The organism is Stenotrophomonas sp. YJH_SMC_131 (assembly GCF_059367975.1).
The window spans coordinates 43182-62199 of record NZ_JCAFRJ010000003.1; the positions used below are offsets into that span (position 1 = coordinate 43182).

Here is a 19018-nt window from a genome sequence, read left to right on the forward strand (position 1 = left end):
GATCCTAGCAGGCAGCCAGCACTCAGTGCAGGGTGGTGCTGCCCGGGTCGAGGCGGTCGATCACGCCCTGCATGGCGCTGTCGAAGGCGCCATCGTCAACGTGGGCACGCAGGCGGCCGAGCCGCACCATCACCGCCAGCTCTTCTGGCGAGGCCACGCAGAAGCGCACGCCGCGACGGTTGACGAACAGCAGGCGCGAGGAAATCGGGCTGACCCAGGACAGCTTGCCCGCCTGGACCTTGCCGTCCTTGTCGACGAAGTCCAACCAGTTGCCGATTTCCATGCGTCGGAAGCGGTCGGCATCGGCGTTGTCGAAATCGTCGGCATCGATCTGCCCGCTGAGTTCCACCGCTGGCGATTCGGCCACCGGCGGTGCCGGCAGCGCGACCTGCGGCAGCTCGGGCAGCGCGCGCTGCAGTTCCGGCCGCGACTCGGCGATGCCCTGCAACGTGTCGTGCAGGGCGTCGATCGCACCGGTAGCCGCATCGCCGTGCACACCGACGCTGGCAAACACCTTGGCCAGCACCGGCTGCCAGGCCTGCAGCCATGGCTTGCCGACAATCTGCCGGCGTGCCTCGGCCACTTCCTCCAGCAGGCCGTCGCCGAGGCTCAGTGCCTCGGCCACCGACGCGCCTTCTTCGCCCTCGCGCAGCAGCGCCAGGGTCAGGTGGTGCTGCCAGGGCTGGCGCAGGAACTCGGCAATGGCCGGCGGAAGGGTGGCATCACCGATGCGACGATCCAGTTCCGCACCGGCCCGGGTGCGGGCCATTTCCAGCTTTTCCTGGCCGCGTTGCGTTTCTGCGGCGCGACGCTCGGCGATTTCCACGCGGCGGCGATGCTGCACCAGGAACTCGCGGAATTCTTCTTCCAGGGTCAGGAAGATCGCCAGGTTTTCGTTGAACTCGGCCACCAGGCGCTCGATGATCTCCTCGACCTTGGCCATCAGCATGCGCTCGGCCTGGCTCTCGCCGGTGTTGCCCTCGCAGGCCTCGGCCAGCGAATTGAGCAGCTTGCGCGCCGGATGGGTCTTCTGCACGAACATGCGGCGGTCGAGCATGGCGACCTTGACGAAAGGCACGACCAGGCGGCCGATCAGTTCGCGCGAGCGGCCTTCCAGTTCACGCTCGTCCAGCATCACGTCGAACAGCATGCCGACCAGGTCGATGGCATCCTCATCCTGCGGGTCCAGCCGGGTCTGGCCCGGATCGACGCCGAGCTGGGTGGCGCTGGACAGCACTTCGCTCTTCAGCCGCTGCGCCAGCGATTCGCCGTCCTCGCCGATGGCTGCACGCAGCGTCGCGCTCGGCGTGGCCTGCAGCAGCGACAGCACCGACATCATTTCGCGCTGGCTGAGCGGGCGCTGCTGGCCGACCGCCACCTGTGCCGCAGACGTGGCGTCCTCACGCACATGGCGGGTCTGCTGCAGCAGTTCGTGCAACGCTTCCAGCAGCATGCCCTGCTGGCCGGCGTAGGCCTCGCCGGCGGCGCCATCATCGCCGCCCAGGTGCTGCTGCATATGCCCGCGGCGCTCGGACCAGCGGGCGGCAAAGCGCTGCGCCCAAGCCGGTGCGGCCTGCTCGTCATCGCTGAACCCCGGATCGACGCCCGCGCCGTGGCGATGCTCGACCAGGTCATCCAGCATCCCGGTCATGCGCGGATCCGGTGCCGGCGGTTGTGGGCGCTGCGGAGCCCCCATCTGCGACATCACGCCGGCTGCGGCCAGCTGCTCGTCCAGCTTCTCGTAGATGCGGCCGACCGGTGCACGCAGGTCGCGCTCGCACAGCTTGATCAGCACCAGATGCACTTCCGGGGCCAGTTCGCAGCCGGCAAAGGCCTCGTGGATGGCCACGCCCAGATGTTCGGGGCTGATGGGATTGTGGTCGGCGTCCAGTTCCACGCCGCCGATCAACCGGCCCAGGCGGCGGTCCAGCCGCGCCAGCACCGGCTTGAAGTCACGCAGCAGCACGGTGGCGAAATTGCGCACCGCCAACCGCGATTCCAGTACGTGTTCGGCCAGCAGGCTCAGGCCATCCTCGGCCGGCCCGGACAGGGTCGCCTCGGCCGACAGCGGCTCACCGGCCGCCAATGCGGCCCACGCCTGCTGCAGGTGGCCGGCGAAGGCGGCAGCGATCTCCTCACGGCGGCGGCGCAGTTCGCGCATCGCGTCCAGGAACAGCAACTGCGACGAGCCGGCATTGCCGGCGCGGTCGAACAGGGCATCGTCGAAACGCGCCAGCGCGGCCCCGAAGGCCTGGCACAGCGCGGGCAGGACCATGTCCCGGGCAAGCTGGAGCTGGGCCGGGTCACGGCCCGGCGATCCCATCGGTGTGGGCACGCTCATCATTCGGGAAGGCTCCCCACCTTCTCTGGTACGACAGACAGCATGGACATCGCGACGACCGGCACACCCCATGTACCGGAACGTCGATGGTAGGCCGGCCAGCCCGTCACGGACAGTGAAACAGTCCTCACTTCAAACCTCATGACCGGCGGCCCGGCAAGAGGGGTATCGTAAGCCGTGCAAGGCCCACGAGGCGAGGGGAAGCGGCTGTCCGTTTCCCGCCAGTGGCATGATGTTCATCACAGTTTGGTATTCAGGGGCCGGACGCGACACAGACGGCGTCATTGACCACCCCGACTATAATCAAACACCCGTGATGACCGGTTCAGACTCCATGCCCGACCCCGCTGCCCTGCTCGCCCTGGATGCCCGCCGCTCAGTGCCTTCGCGGCAACTGGGCGAGCCCGGCCCGGACCCGGCCACCCTGCAGCGGATGCTGGCGTCGGCCGTGCGCGTGCCCGACCACGGCAAACGCGTGCCGTTCCGCTTCCTGAAGATCGCCGGCGATGCACGTCACACTCTGGGCGACTTCCTGGCCAAGCGCAGCCGCCAGCGCGACCCGCATGCCGGCGAGGCCGTGTTCGAGAAGGACCGCCAGCGTTTCAGCCACGCCCCGCTGGTGATCGTGGTGGTCGCCAGCCCACGCCCGGACCCGAAGGTGCCAGAACAGGAACAGCTGATGACCGCCGGCTGCGTCTGCTTCGCCCTGCTGCAGGCCGCGCAGGCGCTTGGCTTCGGCGCACAGTGGCTGACGGCCTGGATGGCCTTCGATCCGGTCGTGCAGGCCCATCTGGGCCTGGTCGAGGGTGAACGCATCGCCGGCTTCATCCACATCGGCACCGCCAAGGCCGACGTGCCCGAGCGCGAGCGCCCCGACCCAGCGACCCTGCTGCAGGACTGGACGCCGCCGGCATGACCCTGCCGGCACCGCCGCCGTCGCTGTACCTGGTCGATGCCAGCATCTACGTGTTCCGCGCCTGGCACTCGCTGCCGGACCAGTTCCAGGACGCGCAGGGCTGGCCGACCAATGCTGTGCACGGCTTCGCCCGCTTCCTGCTGGACCTGCTGGAGCGCGAGCGCCCGCGGCACATCGCCATTGCCTTCGACGAAGCGCTCGACAGCGGCTTCCGCCACCGCCTGTATCCGGCCTACAAAGCCAACCGTGATCCGGCACCGGAAGCGCTCAAGCGCCAGTTCGTGCACTGCAAGGCGCTGTGCGCGGCGTTGGGCCTTGCCGTCCTCGCCCACCACGACTACGAAGCCGACGACCTGATCGGCAGCGCACTGCACGTGCACCGCGGCAGCCATCGCGGGGTGATCATCTCCGCCGACAAGGACCTGTCGCAGCTGCTGCTGGATCACGACGAACAGTGGGACTACGCCCGCAACCAGCGCTGGGACGTGGCCGGCGTGAAGGCACGGCACGGCGTGCACGCGCACCAGATTGCCGATTACCTGGCGCTGTGCGGCGATGCGGTGGACAACATTCCCGGTGTCAGTGGTGTCGGCAGCAAGTCCGCCGCCGTGCTGCTGGCCCATTTCGGCAGCTTGGATGCGCTGTACGAACGCCTGGACGAAGTGCCGTTCCTGCGCCTGCGCGGTGCCGCCCAGATGGCGGTGCGCCTGCGCGAGCAGCGCGAGCACGCCCTGCTCTGGCGCCAGCTGACCACCATCGCGCTGGACGCGCCGCTGGAAGGCAGCCAACCCGGCCTGCTGCGCCAGACCGCCGACCCCGAGCTGCTCGGCGGCCTGTGCCAGACCCTGCGCTTCGGCCCGATGACCCGCCGCCGGCTGTTCGATGCCGCTGGCGTACCCGATATTCTTCCCACCCACAGCGAGCCCGCATGAGCCAGCGCAACACCGAAGCCCCGCGTGTCGTCTATGAAGGCAAGTACCAGCGCATGCTGGTACGCGGCACCTGGGAATACAGCGAACGTACCCATGCCGGTGGCCTGGCCGCGATCATCATCGCGGTGACCCCGGAGGACAAGGTGCTGTTCGTCGAACAGTTCCGCGTGCCGCTGCAGGCCCCCACCATCGAGATGCCGGCCGGCCTGGTCGGCGACATCCACGCCGGCGAATCGATCGAAGTCTCGGCCGTGCGCGAGCTGGAAGAAGAAACCGGCTGGACCGCCGATCACGCCGAAGTGCTGATGATCGGCCCGACGTCCTCCGGCGCCAGCAGCGAGAAGATCGCCTTCGTACGCGCCACCGGCCTGCGCCGGATCGGCGACGGTGGCGGCGATGACAGCGAAGACATCACCGTGCACGAGATTCCGCGCGCGCAGGCGGCGGCCTGGCTGGTGCAGAAGATGGGCGAAGGCTATGAGCTGGATGCCAAGCTTTGGGCGGGCCTGTGGATGATCGAGCACCACCTGGACGGGCGCCCGCGTGGCTGACGCCGATCTGCACGTACTGCCGGCGCTGCTGGGCGCCGACGACCCGGCGATCTATACCCTCCACCGGCCGCAGGGCGCCTCGCCTTACCTGCTGCTGGCCGATCACGCCGGCCAGCAGGTGCCACGCGCGCTGACCGGGCTCGGCCTGGCCCAGGCCGAGCTGGACCGCCATATCGGCTGGGACATCGGCATCGCCGGCACCACCCGCGCACTGGCCGAACGGCTGGATGCATGGGCGATCGAACAGACCTATTCGCGGCTGCTGATCGACTGCAACCGCCCACTGGCCTCGCCGACGCTGATTCCGGAAGTGAGCGACCACACCGTGGTCCCGGGCAATGCCAGGCTGTCGGCTGCACAGCGGCAGCAGCGCATCGATGCGATCCACGCGCCCTACCATGCGCGCATCGACGCGGAACTGGATGCACGCCGCGATGCCGGCCGCCCCACCCTGCTGGTGATGATGCACAGCTTCACGCCAGTGATGAACGGCACGCAGCGGCCGTGGCACGCCGGCGTGCTGTACCACCAGGACACGCGCTTTGCGCATGCACTGCTGCAGGCACTGCGCGATGAAGGCGACCTGGTGGTGGGTGACAACGAACCGTATTCGGTCAGCAGTACCAGCGACTACGCGGTACCGGTGCATGGCGAAGGGCGCGGCCTGGTGCACGTGGAACTGGAGATCCGCCAGGACCTGATCGCCGATGCCGCCGGGCAGCAGGCGTGGGCGGAGCGGCTGGCGCGGATCTTCAGCGCGCTGCAACCGGAGCTGCTGGCGCTGGGTTGAACGCGCGTGGTTCCATCCCGTATCGGTAGTGCCGGCCGCTGGCCGGCAACCTCAATGATCCAACCACCCCGAGGTTGCCGGCCAGCGGCCGGCACCACCGCAGGCGTGGCACATCCACCCACGGCAGCGCCTTCAATCATGCCTCGTTGACCGGGCAGACGGCAGCAGCCGATTCGACCGGCGCCGGGCGCAGGCCCAGCGCGATCACCACGCCGAGCGCGGCGAACAGCGCGGCGCCGTACTGCGCATTGACCATGCCCTGCAGCGCATCAGGGCTGGTTGCCTCCTGCGTGCCGCGCGCGGCGTTGGCCACCATCACCAGTACCGCCAGTCCCAACGCGCCGCCGATCTGCTGTGCGGTGGCGGCCATGCCGGACGCCACACCCTGCTGCGGCCCCGGCACGCCCTGCCCGGCCACGATCCACATCGCCGTCCAGCTCATGCCCTGGCCCACGCTGAGCACCACGATGCCCGGCAGCAGCGGCCAGTAACCGGCGCCATGCGGCATCGCCAGCGCCACCGCAGTGATGCCGATGGCACCGGCCGCGAAGCCCCAGGCCAGCACCTGCCGTGGCGAACGGCGCCGCAGCATGCGTTCGGCAATGCGGATGCCGAAGGTGCACACCACGGTCGGCAGCAGGAAGGCCATGCCGGCCTGCAGCGGGCTCCAGCCGTAACCATCCTGGAAGTAGAGCGCCAGGAAGTAGTACTGCACGCCATAGCTGCTCATGAAGGCGAAGGTCAGGCCGAGTGCCGCGCGCAGGCCGGGCAGGCGCAGCAGCGCAAACTGCATCAGCGGGTCACGGCTGCGCTTTTCGATCTGTACGAACACCGTCAACAGCACGGCTGAAAGCAGCAGGCAGATGAGCGTGGCCCGTGCCGTCCAGCCCCACTCCGGCCCTTGCACCAGGGTGGTGACCAGCAGGCTGCCGCCGGCGGTGACGGTGAGGCAACCGGCCAGATCGAAGGAACGGCCCTGCACACGCGGGCCATCGGCCGGCAACCACGCGCCGGCCGCGACTGCACAGGCGGTGGCCAGCGGAACGATCACCGCCAGCACCGCCGGCCAGCCGAACGCCTGGGTCAGCACGCCACCGAGCAGCGTGCCCAGCGCCAGGCCGACCGCACTGGCCATGCTCCAGATCGCCAGTGCGCGGTTGCGCACCGGGCCTTCCGCATACAACGTGTTGATCAGCGCCAGCGTGGCCGGGAACAGCAACGCGGCACCGATGCCCTGCGCCGCGCGCGCGATGATCAACAGGGTGGCATTCGGCGCCAGCGCGCCGAACAGCGACGCCAGCGCGAACAGCAGCATGCCCAGCCGGTAGAAGCGGCGGCGGCCGATCAGGTCAGCGGCGCGCCCGCCCAGCAGCAGGCTGCCGCCGAACGCCACGGTGTAGGCACTGACTACCCATTGCAGCTGCTGCGCGTTGATCTGCAGCGCGCGGCCCATGTCGTGCAGGGCGACGAAGATGATGGTGGCATCCAGGGCGATGATCAGCTGGGCAGTGGCCAGCAGGGTCAGCGCCCAGCGCGGGTACTTGAGGGGAGGCATCGGCGGTCTGGCGCGGTGGGGGAGCGCAGTCTCATTGATGCGACCGAATCAATAAACCCCCTGCCAGCCATATCTGTCATGATTTTCATCATGAATGGAACTTCGATGGACCTCAATGCAGTGCGCATGCTGGTGCAGGTGGCCGAAGCCCGCAGTTTCACCGTCGCCGCCGGGCAGCTGGGCCTGAGCCAGTCCGGCCTGTCGCGCGCGATCGGCCGGCTGGAGGCCACGCTGGGGGTGAAGCTGCTGCAGCGGAACACCCGCAACGTGGCGCTGACCCCGGATGGCCGCCAGTTCGTCGATCAGGTGGCACCGCTGCTGTGTGGCCTGGAGGATGCCGAACGCCAGTTGGCCGACCGTCCCTGCACGCCCGCGGGCACCCTGAAGATCAGCGCGCCCTCGATGTTCGGGCGCAAGGTGCTGGTACCGCTGCTGGCGCCGTTGCTGCAACAGCACCCGCAACTGCAGGTGGAGGCCGTGCTCAGTGACCGTCTGGTCGATCTGGTCGAGGAAGGTTTCGATGCCGCCCTGCGCACCGGCGTCATCGCCGACCAGCGCATCGTCGCGCGCCCGCTGCGTCCGCTGCGCTGGGTGACGGTGGCCAGCCCCGCGTATCTGGCCCGCTGTGGCGCACCGGACGATGTGGCCGCGCTGCGGGATCACGCGTGCCTGGCGGTGCGCAACCTGCGCAGTGGCCGGCTGGTGGACTGGCAGTTCCTGCAGGAGGGCCAACTGCGCGACTTCACCCCACCGACGCGGATGGTGTTCGACAGCGGCGATCCGCTGGTGGAAGCGGCCATCGCCGGCATCGGCATCGTGCAGGTGATGGATTTCGCGGTGGCCGACGCGCTGGCTGACGGCCGCCTGCAACGCGTGCTGCAGCCGCTTGAAGGCCGCAGCCGCGCGCTGTCGCTGATCTACCCACCGTCGCGCCAGCACTCGCCGAAGCTGCAGGTGCTGGCCGACGCGTTGCTGGCCGGGGATTGGTAAATCCACGCCATGCGTGGATGAAGGTTTCGGCGGGGTCAGAACCCTTGGGTACCGGTAGCGCCGGCCGCTGGCCGGCGAGCCACATCGGGCGGCGGCGAAACGGACCGGCAAGGCATTGCCGGCCAGCGGCCGGCACTACCGATCAGGCGAAGCCATCGGTGGCGCGCACCAGCGCGTCCACGTTGTCGGCCTCGAACGCCGAATGGCCCGAGGCCTTGGCTATCCGGTAGCGCCGGCCGCTGGCCGGCGAGCCACATCGGGCGGCGGCGAAACGACCCGGCAAGGCGTTGCCGGCCAGCGGCCGGCACTACCGATCAGGCGAAGCCATCGGTGGCGCGCACCAGCGCGTCCACGTTCTCGGCTTCGAACGCCGAATGGCCCGAGGCCGGGGTGATTTCCAGCTTCGCCTTCGGCCACACCTTGGTCAGGTCCCAGGCGTTGGCCAGCGGGCAGACCACGTCGTAGCGGCCGTGCACGATCACGCCCGGGATGTCGGCGATGCGGTACGCGTCGCGCAGCAGCTGGTCTTCCACCTCGAAGAAGCCACCGTTGACGAAGTAGTGGTTCTCGATGCGGGCGAAGGCCAGGGCGAAGTGCGGGTCTTCGTGGCTGTTGATGAAGTCATCATCGACGTGCAGGAAACTGGTCGCGCCTTCCCACACCGCCCACGCCTTGGCGGCTTCCAGGCGGGTGGTTTCGTCGTCGCTGGTCAGGCGGCGGTGGAAGGCCGAGATCAGGTCATGACGCTCCACCGACGGGATCGGCTTCAGGTAATGCTCCCACGCATCCGGGAACAGGCGGTTGGCGCCTTCCTGGTAGAACCATTCCAGCTCCCAGCGGCGCAGCATGAAGATGCCGCGCAGGACCAGTTCGGTCACGCGCTGCGGATGGGTCTCGGCATAGGCCAGGGCCAGGGTCGAGCCCCAGCTGCCACCGAACACCTGCCAGCGATCGACCTTCAGGTGCTCGCGCAGCTTCTCGATATCGGCGACCAGGTCCCAGGTGGTGTTGTCCACCAGGTCCGCGTGCGGGGTGGATCGACCCGCACCACGCTGGTCGAACAGGATGATGCGGTACTTGGACGGGTCGTGGAACTGGCGCATCTTGTCGCTGCAACCACCGCCCGGGCCACCGTGCAGCATCACCACCGGCTTGCCGTCCGGGTTGCCGCACTGTTCGAAATACAGCGTGTGGCGGTCGTCGACCTTCAGGGTGCCGACGTCGTAGGGGGTGATGGCGGGGTACAGCGTACGCATGCTTGCAGCTCCAGGGTGATGCCCTGCCGGGGCAGGAGAACCCCCATTCTAGGCCGGTCGCCGGCCCAGGGTGATGCGGTCGCGCTGCTCCAGGTCCTGCACGGTCTGCACCTCGGCAAAACCGACGGCGTCGAACAGCGCGCGGATCGCCGCGCCCTGGTCCCATCCGTGCTCGATCAGCAACCAGCCACCGGGCAGCAGATGCGCCTGGCCGCCGTCGATGATGCGGCGGATGTCATCCAGGCCGTCCACACCGGACGCCAGCGCGGAGGCCGGTTCGAAGCGCAAGTCGCCCTGTCGCAGGTGCGGGTCGTCGCTGGCGATGTACGGCGGATTGCTCGCAATCAGGTCGAAGCGCATGCCCTGCAACGGCGCGTACCAATCGTGCCCGCCCTCGGCGAAGCGGACGTTGCGCAGTTCATGGCGCGCGGCATTGCGCGCGGCCACGGCCAGCGCACCCGGGCTGGCATCGGTGGCCAGCACCTGTGCCTGTGGCCGCTCGCTGGCCAGCGCCAAGGCGATCGCGCCGCTGCCGGTGCCCAGGTCAGCCAGCCGCAGCGCACGGTCCTGCGGCAGGCGTTCCAGCGCCAGCTCGACCAGCAGTTCGGTCTCCGGGCGCGGGATCAGCGTGGCCGGATCGACCTCCAGATCCAGCGTCCAGAATCCGCGGCGGCCGGTCAGGTAGGCGACCGGCTCGCCGGCCACGCGGCGGGCCAACAGCGTCTCGAAGGCGGCCTGGTCGGCGGCGGCCAGCGGATCGGTGGCATGCGCGAACAGCCAACTGCGTGGGCGGTCCAGCACATGCAGCAGCAGCAGCTCCGCCTCGTGGCGGGCTTCGACGCCGCCCAAGCGGGCACTGGCGTCGGCCACGATCTGGCGCAGGGTGGGTTCGGTTTGGAAAGGCATTCCGCAATTGTAGAGCCGAGCCCACGCTCGGCTGCTTCTGGAACAGCCGAGCATGGGCTCGGCTCTACAAAATCGGAATCCGTTCAGTTTCCTCCGGACGGGATAAGGAGGGGCTATCGGCCCCAGGCAGCGGTCCGGCGAGATTTTCCTTGTCACACAGTCAGTTGCAGGATGAAAGCGGCCGGGTTCAGTGCCTGCTAAGTGCCTTTTGATAGACTCCATCTATCAAATAGATGCAATCAATGCATTGTTCTTATCGCCAGCGAATGGGTAACCTAGCTCCTGTCGATTCACCCACTCCCCTTCACCAAGAGGAAAAATGATGTCCCTCATCAACACCCAGATCCAGCCGTTCGAAGCCAACGCTTACCACAACGGCGAGTTCATCAAGGTTTCCGACGCCAGCCTGAAGGGCCAGTGGTCCGTCCTGATCTTCATGCCGGCCGCCTTCACCTTCAACTGCCCGACCGAGATCGAGGACGCAGCTGACCACTACGCCGAGTTCAAGAAGGCCGGCGCCGAGGTCTACATCGTCACCACCGATACCCACTTCTCGCACAAGGTGTGGCACGAGACCTCGCCGGCCGTCGGCAAGGCCCAGTTCCCGCTGGTCGGCGACCCGACCCACCAGCTGACCAACGCTTTCGGCGTGCACATTCCGGAAGAAGGCCTGGCCCTGCGCGGCACCTTCATCATCAACCCGGAAGGCGTGATCAAGACCCTGGAGATCCACTCCAACGAGATCGCCCGTGACGTGTCCGAGACCCTGCGCAAGCTGAAGGCTGCCCAGTTCACCGCCGCCAACCCGAACCAGGTGTGCCCGGCCAAGTGGAAGGAAGGCGAGAAGACCCTGACCCCGTCGCTGGACCTGGTCGGCAAGATCTAAGGCAGTACCGGCCTGCCGTGGCCCCACGCCGCGGCGCGCCCTTCATCCCCGTGCCGGTCCCCCCGCCGGCGTGGGGGTGAACCCAAGACAGCCAACGCTCGCCCGCCTTGGCCAGCCAGCCCCTTCCACGGTCGCTGTCTTGGGTTCACCCCTACCCCCAGCTGGTCCGCTACCTTGTACAGCGGTGCCACGCCCTCTGTTTGCCTGAAGCCAGGAGAAGACCGATGTTGGACGCCAACCTGCAGTCGCAGCTGAAGACCTATCTGGAGCGCGTGACCCGCCCGATCCAGATCACCGCGCACGCCGACGACGGCGCCAAGTCGCAGGAAATGCTGGAACTGCTGCAGACCCTGGACAGCCTGTCGGACAAGATCTCGCTGCAGGTGCTGCGCGATGGCCAGGGCCGCGTGCCGTCCTTCGACCTGGGCACCCCGGGCCAGGACATCCACCTGACCTTCGCCGGCCTGCCGATGGGCCACGAGTTCACCTCGCTGGTGCTGGCGCTGCTGCAGGTCGGCGGGCACCCGTCCAAGGCCACCGCCGAGCTGATCGAGCAGGTGCAGAACCTGGAAGGCGACTACCGGTTCGAGACCTACTTCTCGCTGTCCTGCCAGAACTGCCCGGACGTGGTGCAGGCGCTGAACCTGGCCGCGGTGCTCAACCCGCGCATCCAGCACGTGGCCATCGATGGCGCCCTGTTCCAGGACGAAGTCGAGAAGCGCGAGATCATGTCGGTGCCGACCGTGTACCTCAACGGTGAAATCTTCGACCAGGGCCGCATGACCCTCGAGCAGATCGTGGCCAAGCTGGACACCAACGCCGGCAAGCGCGATGCCGAGAAGATCGCCGCCAAGGACGCCTTCGACGTGCTGGTGGTGGGCGGTGGCCCGGCCGGCGCTGCAGCGGCGATCTACGCCGCACGCAAGGGCATCCGTACCGGCATCGCCGCCGAGCGTTTCGGTGGCCAGGTGCTGGACACCATGGCGATCGAGAACTTCATTTCGGTGAAGGAGACCGAGGGCCCCAAGCTGGCCACGGCGCTGGAGCAGCACGTGCGCGAGTACGAGGTGGACATCATGAACCTGCAGCGCGCCAGTGCGCTGGTGCCGGCCGGCGAAGACGGCCTGGTGCAGGTGCAGCTGGAAAACGGCGCGGTACTGAAGTCGCGTTCGGTGATCCTGTCCACCGGCGCGCGCTGGCGGCAGATGAACGTGCCGGGCGAAGACCAGTACCGCAACAAGGGCGTGGCGTACTGCCCGCACTGCGATGGCCCGCTGTTCAAGGGCAAGCGCGTGGCGGTGATCGGCGGCGGCAACTCCGGCGTGGAAGCGGCCATCGACCTGGCCGGCATCGTGTCGCATGTAACCCTGCTGGAGTTCGATTCCAGCCTGCGCGCCGATGAAGTGCTGCAGAAGAAGCTGCGCAGCCTGGGCAACGTGACCGTGCTGACCAGCGCGCAGACCACCGAAGTGCTGGGCGACGGCAGCCGCGTCACCGGCCTGGTCTACAAGGACCGCGTCGGCGGCGATGCCCACCGCGTCGAGCTGGAAGGCATCTTCGTGCAGATCGGCCTGCTGCCCAACACCGAGTGGCTGAAGGATGTGGTGGCGCTGTCGCCGCGCGGCGAGATCGTCATCGACGACCGCGGCCAGACCAACCTGCCGGGCGTGTTCGCCGCTGGCGATTGCACGACGGTGCCCTACAAGCAGATCATCATCGCCATGGGCGCCGGCTCGACCGCCGCACTGAGTGCGTTCGACCACCTGATCCGCTCGTCGGTGAGCAACAGCAGCGGTGCCGTTGCTGAAGCAGCCTGATCCACCGTTCCCAGATCACCGGGAACATTGTCTGCCTGTCGGGTAACCACGCCGTCAGCCGGTCCGTTACCCCTGGGGTGTAAGGATGAACCTACGTGATCTGAAGTACCTGGTAGCCCTGGCCGACCACAAGCATTTCGGCCGGGCTGCCGCCTCCTGCTTCGTCAGCCAGCCCACGCTGTCGACGCAGATCCGCAAGCTGGAAGAAGAGCTGGGCCTGCCGCTGGTGGAACGCGCACCGCGCAAGGTGATGCTGACCCCGGCCGGCCAGGAAGCGGCGGCGCGGGCGCGGGTGATCGTGTCTGAGGTGGAACAGCTGAAGGAGGCGGCGCGACGCAGCCGCGATCCGGAAGCCGGCACGGTGCGCCTGGGCATCTTCCCGACCCTCGGCCCGTACCTGCTGCCGCATGTGATCCCGCGCATCCGCGAGCGCTTCCCGGAGCTGGAACTGCTGCTGGTCGAGGAAAAGAGCGACGTGCTGCTGGACCGCCTGCGCGAAGGCAAGCTCGACGCCGCACTGCTGGCCCTGCCGGTGATCGACGACCAGCTGCATGCCGAATTCCTGTTCGAGGAACCGTTCCTGCTGGCCGTGTCCGGGCGCCACCCGCTGGCCCGCCGCGAACACCTGGACGTGCAGGAACTGGCCACGCAGAAGCTGCTGCTGCTGGAAGACGGGCATTGCCTGCGCGACCAGGCGCTGGAAGTCTGCCGCCTGTTCGGCGCCAACGAGAAGTCCGAATTCCGCGCCACCAGCCTGGAAACGCTGCGGCAGATGGTCGCCGCCGACGTCGGCATCACCCTGCTGCCGAGCCTGTCGGTGCAGCCGCCGGTGCCGCGCTCGAACAACATCCGCCTGCTCGATTTCACCGGCGAAGGCCGTCCCAGCCGCCGCATCGCCATGATCTGGCGCCGCAGCTCGGCCATGAACGACTTCCTGATGGAGCTGGCCGACCAGTTCAAGCGCCTGCCGCAGGCACTGTTCACGCTGGAGGCGCTCGATGCCGGCAGCGATGCACCGGCCCTGCCCGGCCCCGCGCTGAACGGCTGAGCCCCCGCAGCACCGGCCCGGAATCGGCAGGAGTCGATTCCGGCCGCATTTGTCCCCACAATACAGACAGGCGGCGCCAGCAGGTGCCGCCTTTTGCATGGCTTTCAACCAAGGAGCTTCACCATGAACACCGCCAGCGGCCTGCCGCCGTCGATCACCGTTTCTACCTTCGACATGGACCGCCTGGACGCCATGCTCGAATCCCCTGCGCTGAGCCAGACGCCTGCCGCGCTCGCGCTTGCTGAAGAACTCAACCGGGCCACCGTGCTGGCACCGGACCAGATTCCCGAAGGCATCGTCATGATGCATTCGCGCGTGGAGTGCGAAGATGAAGTGTCGGGCGAAAAGCACGTCCTGACCCTGGTCTTCCCCCGCGAAGCCAATGTCGATGAAGGCAAGGTCTCCGTGCTGGCCCCGGTCGGCAGTGCCCTGCTCGGCCTGGCCATCGGCCAGAGCATCGACTGGAACGCGCCCGGCGGCCGCAAGCTGCGCCTGCGCGTGACTGCGGTCCACAACGACCGCCCCTGATTACCGCTGCGCACCGCGCGCGATTCGATCCCCCTGCACCAGGAGCCGTAATGAGTACCCCGTCCAAACTGTCCCAGCTGCGCGAACTGTCCGTGGTCGTTGCCGATACCGGTGACTACGAGGCGATCAAGCGCCTGCAGCCGGTGGACTGCACCACCAACCCGACCCTGGTGAAGAAGGCGCTGGACCTGCCGGTCTACGCCGAACTGATCGAACGCGAACTGGCCTGGGGCCGCCAGCAGGCGGGCGACCGCGAAGCCGTGGTGCACGCCGTGGCCGACCGCCTGACCATCGGCGTCGGCGCGCTGTTGAGCACGCTGGTGCCGGGCCGTGTGTCCACCGAAGTGGACGCCGACCAGGCCCACGACACCGCCGCCACCGTGGCCAAGGCCCGCCAGTTCATCCAGATGTACGCCGATGCCGGGGTGCCGCGCGAGAAGATCCTGATCAAGATCGCCGCGACCTGGGAAGGCGTGGAAGCCGCGCGCATCCTGCAGGCCGAAGGCATCGACTGCAACCTGACCCTGATCTTCAACCCGACCCAGGCGCTGGCCTGCAGCGAGGCCGGCGCGTTCCTGATCTCCCCGTTCGTCGGCCGCATCCTGGACTGGTACGTGGCCAACGGCCAGACCCCGGCCAGCATCGACGAAGACCCGGGCGTGAAGTTCGTGCGCGGCGTCTATGCCGAATTCAAGCGCCGCGGTTCGAAGACGGTGGTGATGGGCGCCTCGTTCCGTTCGACCGCACAGATCGAGGCGCTGGCCGGCTGCGACCGCCTGACCATTTCGCCGGACCTGCTGGAGAAGCTGGACGCCGACCACGGCGCGCTGCCGCGCAAGCTGGTGGCCGGTGCCGCTGATGGCGCGGCGGTGCCCCCGATCGATGCGGCGAAGTTCGCAGCAGACCTGGCGGCCGATCCGATGGCCACCGAGAAGCTGGCGACCGGTATCGATGCGTTTGCCAAGGATCTGGAAGCACTGCGCGAGCGGATCCGCGCGGCACTGTGAGGATTCCGGCCAACGGCTGAGCCCCTCGTGGCGGGTCGGTTGGTCGCAAAGAGCAAAAAGCCGCGCTGGGTCGGGCGGGTTGGGTTCGCGGGAGACGCCGTGAATCCATCCCTGGAGGCTTGGCCGCCGCATCCATGCGGCGGACACTCCCGCGAACCCAACCCGCCCGCCCTCTGACAGTTTCCGGTGGTCACCCGCCACGGAAGAAAGAAAGAAGAGCAACAGCGGGTCGCGCGCTTCGCTTGCTCGGAGCCGAGCATGGCTCGGCTCTACAAGGGCAATGCAGAACCAAATAAAAAGGACGCGGCGAACGCCGCCTCCTTTTTGTTTTCCATCAGTTCGTCAGTAACCCAATGCTCTTTCCCACCGTCACCGGGAAACTGTCGGGGGTGGGGCGGTGTGGGTTGGCAGGACCGTTGGCGCCATGGATGGCGCCATCGAGCCCCCAGGGACGGGTTCACGGCGTGTCCTGCCAACCCACACCGCCCCACCCAACAAGCAGCAACCCAGAGCCGCTTTGGCTTTGGCTTTGGCTTTGGCTTTCAGCCGTTGACGTTGCCCGCCGCAGGCGGACCACCGCGCGTCAGCGCGGCGCCTCCACATCCAACCCGATCGGGCAGCTCACGCCGGTGCCGCCGATGCCGCAGTAGCCGTTCGGATTCTTCGCCAGGTACTGCTGGTGATAGTCCTCGGCGTAGTAGTACGCCGGTGCCGGGTACACGATCTCGGTGGTGATCGGGCCGTAGCCGGCCGCATCCAGCTGGGCCTGGTAGGCCTCGCGGCTGGCCAGCGCGGCAGCGTACTGTGCCTCGTCGGTGGCGTGGATCGCCGAACGGTACTGGGTGCCGGTGTCGTTGCCCTGGCGCATGCCCTGGGTCGGGTCGTGGCTTTCCCAGAACAGCTGCAGCAGCCGTTCCAGGCTCACCACCGCCGGGTCGAACACCACCTGCACCACTTCGGTGTGCCCGGTCAGGCCCGAGCACACTTCTTCATAGGTCGGGTTCGGGGTGATGCCGCCGGCGTAGCCGACCGAGGTGCTGTACACGCCCGGCTCGGTCCAGAACTTGCGCTCGGCGCCCCAGAAACAGCCCAGCGCGAAGCGGATCTGCTGCAGGCCGGCGAAGCGGTCCTTCAGCGGATGGCTGTTCACGAAGTGCTGGTTGCTGTGCAGCGGCAATGGCTGCTCGCGCCCCGGCAGTGCCTCTTCCGGGCGCGGCAGGCGCTGCTTGAAGGCCCCGATGCCGAGGATGCCCTGGCCAATTCCCAACATGATGCGCTCCTACGCCGGCAGTCCGGCCATATCGTCTGCATCGGAAATGGGGTCGGCGGCGGCCTGGCCCAAGTCCAGCGCCGCGATGATGTCCTCCGCCTGCGGCCGCGCCGCGTCGGGGATGCCGACCCGCAACACACCGAACAACGGCAGCTCGCCCATGCCCCCCAGCAGCTGCTCGCCGAACACGAAGGCGGGGATGCCGGCGTTTTCCAGCGCGTGCTTGACCAGATGGGCGTCGAACAGGTTGTCGGCCTTGTACACGATGTGCATGCGGCGGCTCCTCGGGGCAGGGCTCCAGCATACGCCCGGGGGCTGAATGGTGCCGGGGGCGGGATCGGAGAGTTGCCGGCCAGCGGCCGGCACTACCAGAGGGCGGGGCCGGCATCCCCACACCCCACCGGGCAGCCCTGCCCCGTACGCGCTAGACTGTTGGTCTTTCTGCCTTTCTTTTCGCCGACTCATGTCCGAGCACACCCCCGCCAGCCCCGAGACCCCCGCCGACAGCCACGAAAAGCGCGATTTCATCCGCCAGATCGTGCGCGAGGACCTGGCCAGCGGAAAGCACCAGGCGATCAAGACCCGCTTCCCGCCGGAGCCGAACGGCTACCTGCACATCGGTCACGCCAAGTCGATCTGCCTGAACTTCGGCATCGCCGGCGAGTTCAGCGGCGTCTGCAACCTGCGCTTCGATGACACCAACCCGGCCAAGGAAGATCCGGAATACGTGGCCGCGATCCAGGACGACGTGCGCTGGCTGGGCTTCGAGTGGAACGAGCTGCGCCACGCCTCGGACTATTTCCAGGCCTATTACCTGGCCGCCGAGAAGCTGATCGAACAGGGCAAGGCCTACGTCTGCGACCTGTCGGCCGAGGAAGTGCGCGCCTACCGCGGCACCCTGACCGAGCCGGGCCGCCCGTCGCCATGGCGCGACCGCAGCGTCGAGGAAAACCTCGACCTGTTCCGCCGCATGCGCGCCGGTGAATTCCCGGATGGTGCGCGCACCCTGCGCGCCAGGATCGACATGGCCAGCGGCAACATCAACCTGCGCGATCCGGCGCTGTACCGCATCAAGCACGTCGAGCACCAGAACACCGGCAATGCGTGGCCGATCTACCCGATGTACGACTTCGCCCACGCGCTGGGTGATTCGATCGAAGGCATCACCCACTCGTTGTGCACGCTGGAATTCGAAGACCACCGCCCGCTGTACGACTGGTGCGTGGACAACGTCGACTTCGCCCATGACGACGCGCTGACCCAGCCGCTGGTCGATGCCGGCCTGCCGCGCGAAGCGGCCAAGCCGCGCCAGATCGAGTTCTCGCGCCTGAACATCAACTACACGGTGATGAGCAAGCGCAAGCTGATGGCGCTGGTCACCGAACAGCTGGTGGACGGCTGGGAAGACCCGCGCATGCCGACCCTGCAGGGCCTGCGTCGCCGTGGTTACACCCCGGCCGCGATGCGCCTGTTCGCCGAGCGCGTGGGCATCAGCAAGCAGAATTCGCTGATCGACTTCAGCGTGCTGGAAGGCGCGCTGCGCGAGGACCTGGACAGTGCCGCACCGCGCCGCATGGCAGTGGTCGATCCGGTCAAGCTGGTGCTGACCAACCTGCCGGAAGGCCACGAAGAGCAGCTGACCTTCAGCAACCACCCGAAGGACGAAAGCTTCGGCAGCCGCGAAGTACCGTTCGCACGCGAAGTGTGGATCGACCGCGAGGACTTCGCCGAAGTGCCGCCGAAGGGCTGGAAGCGCCTGGTCCCGGGGGGCGAAGTGCGCCTGCGCGGCGCCGGCATCATCCGCTGCGACGAAGTGATCAAGGATGCCGACGGCACCATCACCGAGCTGCGTGGCTGGCTGGATCCGGAATCGCGTCCGGGCATGGAAGGCGCCAACCGCAAGGTCAAGGGCACCATCCACTGGGTCAGCGCCGTGCACGGCGTACCGGCCGAGATCCGCCTGTACGACCGCCTGTTCTCGGTGCCGAACCCGGACGACGAATCGGAAGGCAAGACCTACCGCGATTACCTCAACCCGGAATCGCGCCGCACTGTCACCGGCTATGTCGAGCCGGCCGCGGCCAGCGCCGCGCCGGAGCAGTCGTTCCAGTTCGAGCGTACCGGCTACTTCGTGGCCGACCGCCGCGACCATACCGCAGCCACGCCGGTATTCAACCGCAGCGTGACCCTGCGCGATACCTGGTCGGCCTGAGGGCCTGCGCGGG

18 protein-coding genes are annotated in these 19018 nt (G+C 67.8%); 11 read left to right on the forward strand and 7 right to left on the reverse strand.

Translation table 11 applies throughout. From position 1 onward, the window contains the following. Positions 1–22: 22 nt before the first annotated feature. Entirely contained in the window at positions 23–2344 is a 2322-nt protein-coding gene (gene pacR, locus AC5P56_RS07660; RefSeq protein WP_041863077.1) for a PacR family protein, read from the reverse strand. A 331-nt stretch (positions 2345–2675) separates the two neighbouring features. Between pacR and AC5P56_RS07665 the strand changes: the two genes are divergently transcribed. From AC5P56_RS07665 to AC5P56_RS07680, 4 genes are read left to right on the forward strand one after another with little or no spacing between them, the layout of a single operon-like run. Continuing rightward, entirely contained in the window at positions 2676–3257 is a 582-nt protein-coding gene (locus AC5P56_RS07665) for a nitroreductase family protein (protein ID WP_014646012.1), read from the forward strand. Next, complete coding sequence (locus AC5P56_RS07670) at positions 3254–4189, forward strand: 5'-3' exonuclease (protein ID WP_014646011.1); 936 nt, start codon at positions 3254–3256, stop codon at positions 4187–4189. The genes AC5P56_RS07665 and AC5P56_RS07670 overlap by 4 nt, the downstream gene beginning before the upstream one ends. Further along, positions 4186–4740, forward strand: a complete 555-nt coding sequence (locus AC5P56_RS07675; protein WP_049408489.1) for an NUDIX hydrolase — start codon at positions 4186–4188, stop codon at positions 4738–4740. The genes AC5P56_RS07670 and AC5P56_RS07675 overlap by 4 nt, the downstream gene beginning before the upstream one ends. Continuing rightward, positions 4733–5530 (forward strand): N-formylglutamate amidohydrolase, encoded by a 798-nt coding sequence (locus tag AC5P56_RS07680; protein WP_032956976.1) that lies wholly within the window; start codon positions 4733–4735, stop codon positions 5528–5530. The genes AC5P56_RS07675 and AC5P56_RS07680 overlap by 8 nt, the downstream gene beginning before the upstream one ends. A gap of 136 nt (positions 5531–5666) precedes the next feature. Here the strand turns inward: AC5P56_RS07680 and AC5P56_RS07685 are convergent, their stop codons facing one another. After that, positions 5667–7085 carry an MFS transporter gene (locus AC5P56_RS07685; RefSeq protein WP_032956978.1) on the reverse strand — a complete coding sequence of 473 codons (1419 nt, stop codon included), beginning with the start codon at positions 7083–7085 and terminating at the stop codon, positions 5667–5669. A 105-nt stretch (positions 7086–7190) separates the two neighbouring features. Here AC5P56_RS07685 and AC5P56_RS07690 point away from each other — a divergent pair, with 105 nt between their 5' ends. Further along, the gene (locus AC5P56_RS07690; protein ID WP_014646007.1) at positions 7191–8075 is read left to right on the forward strand and encodes a LysR family transcriptional regulator; all 885 of its coding nucleotides are present in this window, start codon (positions 7191–7193) and stop codon (positions 8073–8075) included. Positions 8076–8217: 142 nt separating this feature from the next. On the opposite strand, the gene AC5P56_RS07695 is transcribed toward AC5P56_RS07690, so the two are convergent. The 3 genes from AC5P56_RS07695 to prmC are packed head-to-tail and all read right to left on the reverse strand — an operon-like array spanning position 8218 to position 10237. Continuing rightward, positions 8218–8358, reverse strand: a complete 141-nt coding sequence (locus tag AC5P56_RS07695) for a hypothetical protein (protein WP_154583309.1) — start codon at positions 8356–8358, stop codon at positions 8218–8220. Positions 8359–8389: 31 nt separating this feature from the next. Further along, the gene (pip, locus tag AC5P56_RS07700; protein ID WP_495231523.1) at positions 8390–9331 is read right to left on the reverse strand and encodes a prolyl aminopeptidase; all 942 of its coding nucleotides are present in this window, start codon (positions 9329–9331) and stop codon (positions 8390–8392) included. A gap of 48 nt (positions 9332–9379) precedes the next feature. Continuing rightward, positions 9380–10237, reverse strand: a complete 858-nt coding sequence (prmC, locus tag AC5P56_RS07705) for a peptide chain release factor N(5)-glutamine methyltransferase (RefSeq protein WP_495231524.1) — start codon at positions 10235–10237, stop codon at positions 9380–9382. Positions 10238–10559: 322 nt separating this feature from the next. Here prmC and ahpC point away from each other — a divergent pair, with 322 nt between their 5' ends. The 5 genes from ahpC to AC5P56_RS07730 all read left to right on the forward strand — a co-directional run bounded on the left by ahpC (position 10560) and on the right by AC5P56_RS07730 (position 15523). Beyond that, entirely contained in the window at positions 10560–11123 is a 564-nt protein-coding gene (ahpC, locus tag AC5P56_RS07710; RefSeq protein ID WP_005408159.1) for an alkyl hydroperoxide reductase subunit C, read from the forward strand. 224 nt (positions 11124–11347) lie between these two features. After that, entirely contained in the window at positions 11348–12940 is a 1593-nt protein-coding gene (gene ahpF / locus AC5P56_RS07715; RefSeq protein ID WP_014646004.1) for an alkyl hydroperoxide reductase subunit F, read from the forward strand. Positions 12941–13025: 85 nt separating this feature from the next. Continuing rightward, the gene (locus tag AC5P56_RS07720; RefSeq protein ID WP_014646003.1) at positions 13026–13988 is read left to right on the forward strand and encodes a LysR substrate-binding domain-containing protein; all 963 of its coding nucleotides are present in this window, start codon (positions 13026–13028) and stop codon (positions 13986–13988) included. Between the two features lie 123 nt (positions 13989–14111). Continuing rightward, positions 14112–14516 (forward strand): nucleoside diphosphate kinase regulator, encoded by a 405-nt coding sequence (gene rnk, locus AC5P56_RS07725; RefSeq protein WP_014036052.1) that lies wholly within the window; start codon positions 14112–14114, stop codon positions 14514–14516. A gap of 50 nt (positions 14517–14566) precedes the next feature. Beyond that, the gene (locus AC5P56_RS07730) at positions 14567–15523 is read left to right on the forward strand and encodes a transaldolase (RefSeq protein ID WP_032956985.1); all 957 of its coding nucleotides are present in this window, start codon (positions 14567–14569) and stop codon (positions 15521–15523) included. A gap of 583 nt (positions 15524–16106) precedes the next feature. Here AC5P56_RS07730 and msrA read toward each other — a convergent pair. Together msrA and AC5P56_RS07740 are read right to left on the reverse strand one after the other, a co-directional pair. After that, entirely contained in the window at positions 16107–16772 is a 666-nt protein-coding gene (msrA, locus tag AC5P56_RS07735; RefSeq protein ID WP_032956996.1) for a peptide-methionine (S)-S-oxide reductase MsrA, read from the reverse strand. A gap of 30 nt (positions 16773–16802) precedes the next feature. After that, positions 16803–17066: a putative signal transducing protein gene (locus tag AC5P56_RS07740; protein ID WP_032956987.1), complete on the reverse strand. Its 264-nt coding sequence runs from the start codon at positions 17064–17066 to the stop codon at positions 16803–16805. Positions 17067–17256: 190 nt separating this feature from the next. Here AC5P56_RS07740 and AC5P56_RS07745 point away from each other — a divergent pair, with 190 nt between their 5' ends. Further along, entirely contained in the window at positions 17257–19005 is a 1749-nt protein-coding gene (locus tag AC5P56_RS07745) for a glutamine--tRNA ligase/YqeY domain fusion protein (RefSeq protein ID WP_049440148.1), read from the forward strand. Positions 19006–19018: the final 13 nt, after the last annotated feature.

What these genes read in the sequence shown, in the direction of transcription:
- pacR (WP_041863077.1), bottom strand. Translation starts at nt 2,344, where the DNA reads ATGATGAGCGTGCCCACACCGATGGGATCGCCGGGCCGTGACCCGGCC.
- AC5P56_RS07665 (WP_014646012.1), top strand. Translation starts at nt 2,676, where the DNA reads ATGCCCGACCCCGCTGCCCTGCTCGCCCTGGATGCCCGCCGCTCAGTG.
- AC5P56_RS07670 (WP_014646011.1), top strand. Translation starts at nt 3,254, where the DNA reads ATGACCCTGCCGGCACCGCCGCCGTCGCTGTACCTGGTCGATGCCAGC.
- AC5P56_RS07675 (WP_049408489.1), top strand. Translation starts at nt 4,186, where the DNA reads ATGAGCCAGCGCAACACCGAAGCCCCGCGTGTCGTCTATGAAGGCAAG.
- AC5P56_RS07685 (WP_032956978.1), bottom strand. Translation starts at nt 7,085, where the DNA reads ATGCCTCCCCTCAAGTACCCGCGCTGGGCGCTGACCCTGCTGGCCACT.
- AC5P56_RS07690 (WP_014646007.1), top strand. Translation starts at nt 7,191, where the DNA reads ATGGACCTCAATGCAGTGCGCATGCTGGTGCAGGTGGCCGAAGCCCGC.
- pip (WP_495231523.1), bottom strand. Translation starts at nt 9,331, where the DNA reads ATGCGTACGCTGTACCCCGCCATCACCCCCTACGACGTCGGCACCCTG.
- prmC (WP_495231524.1), bottom strand. Translation starts at nt 10,237, where the DNA reads ATGCCTTTCCAAACCGAACCCACCCTGCGCCAGATCGTGGCCGACGCC.
- ahpC (WP_005408159.1), top strand. Translation starts at nt 10,560, where the DNA reads ATGTCCCTCATCAACACCCAGATCCAGCCGTTCGAAGCCAACGCTTAC.
- ahpF (WP_014646004.1), top strand. Translation starts at nt 11,348, where the DNA reads ATGTTGGACGCCAACCTGCAGTCGCAGCTGAAGACCTATCTGGAGCGC.
- AC5P56_RS07720 (WP_014646003.1), top strand. Translation starts at nt 13,026, where the DNA reads ATGAACCTACGTGATCTGAAGTACCTGGTAGCCCTGGCCGACCACAAG.
- rnk (WP_014036052.1), top strand. Translation starts at nt 14,112, where the DNA reads ATGAACACCGCCAGCGGCCTGCCGCCGTCGATCACCGTTTCTACCTTC.
- AC5P56_RS07730 (WP_032956985.1), top strand. Translation starts at nt 14,567, where the DNA reads ATGAGTACCCCGTCCAAACTGTCCCAGCTGCGCGAACTGTCCGTGGTC.
- AC5P56_RS07740 (WP_032956987.1), bottom strand. Translation starts at nt 17,066, where the DNA reads ATGCACATCGTGTACAAGGCCGACAACCTGTTCGACGCCCATCTGGTC.
- AC5P56_RS07745 (WP_049440148.1), top strand. Translation starts at nt 17,257, where the DNA reads ATGTCCGAGCACACCCCCGCCAGCCCCGAGACCCCCGCCGACAGCCAC.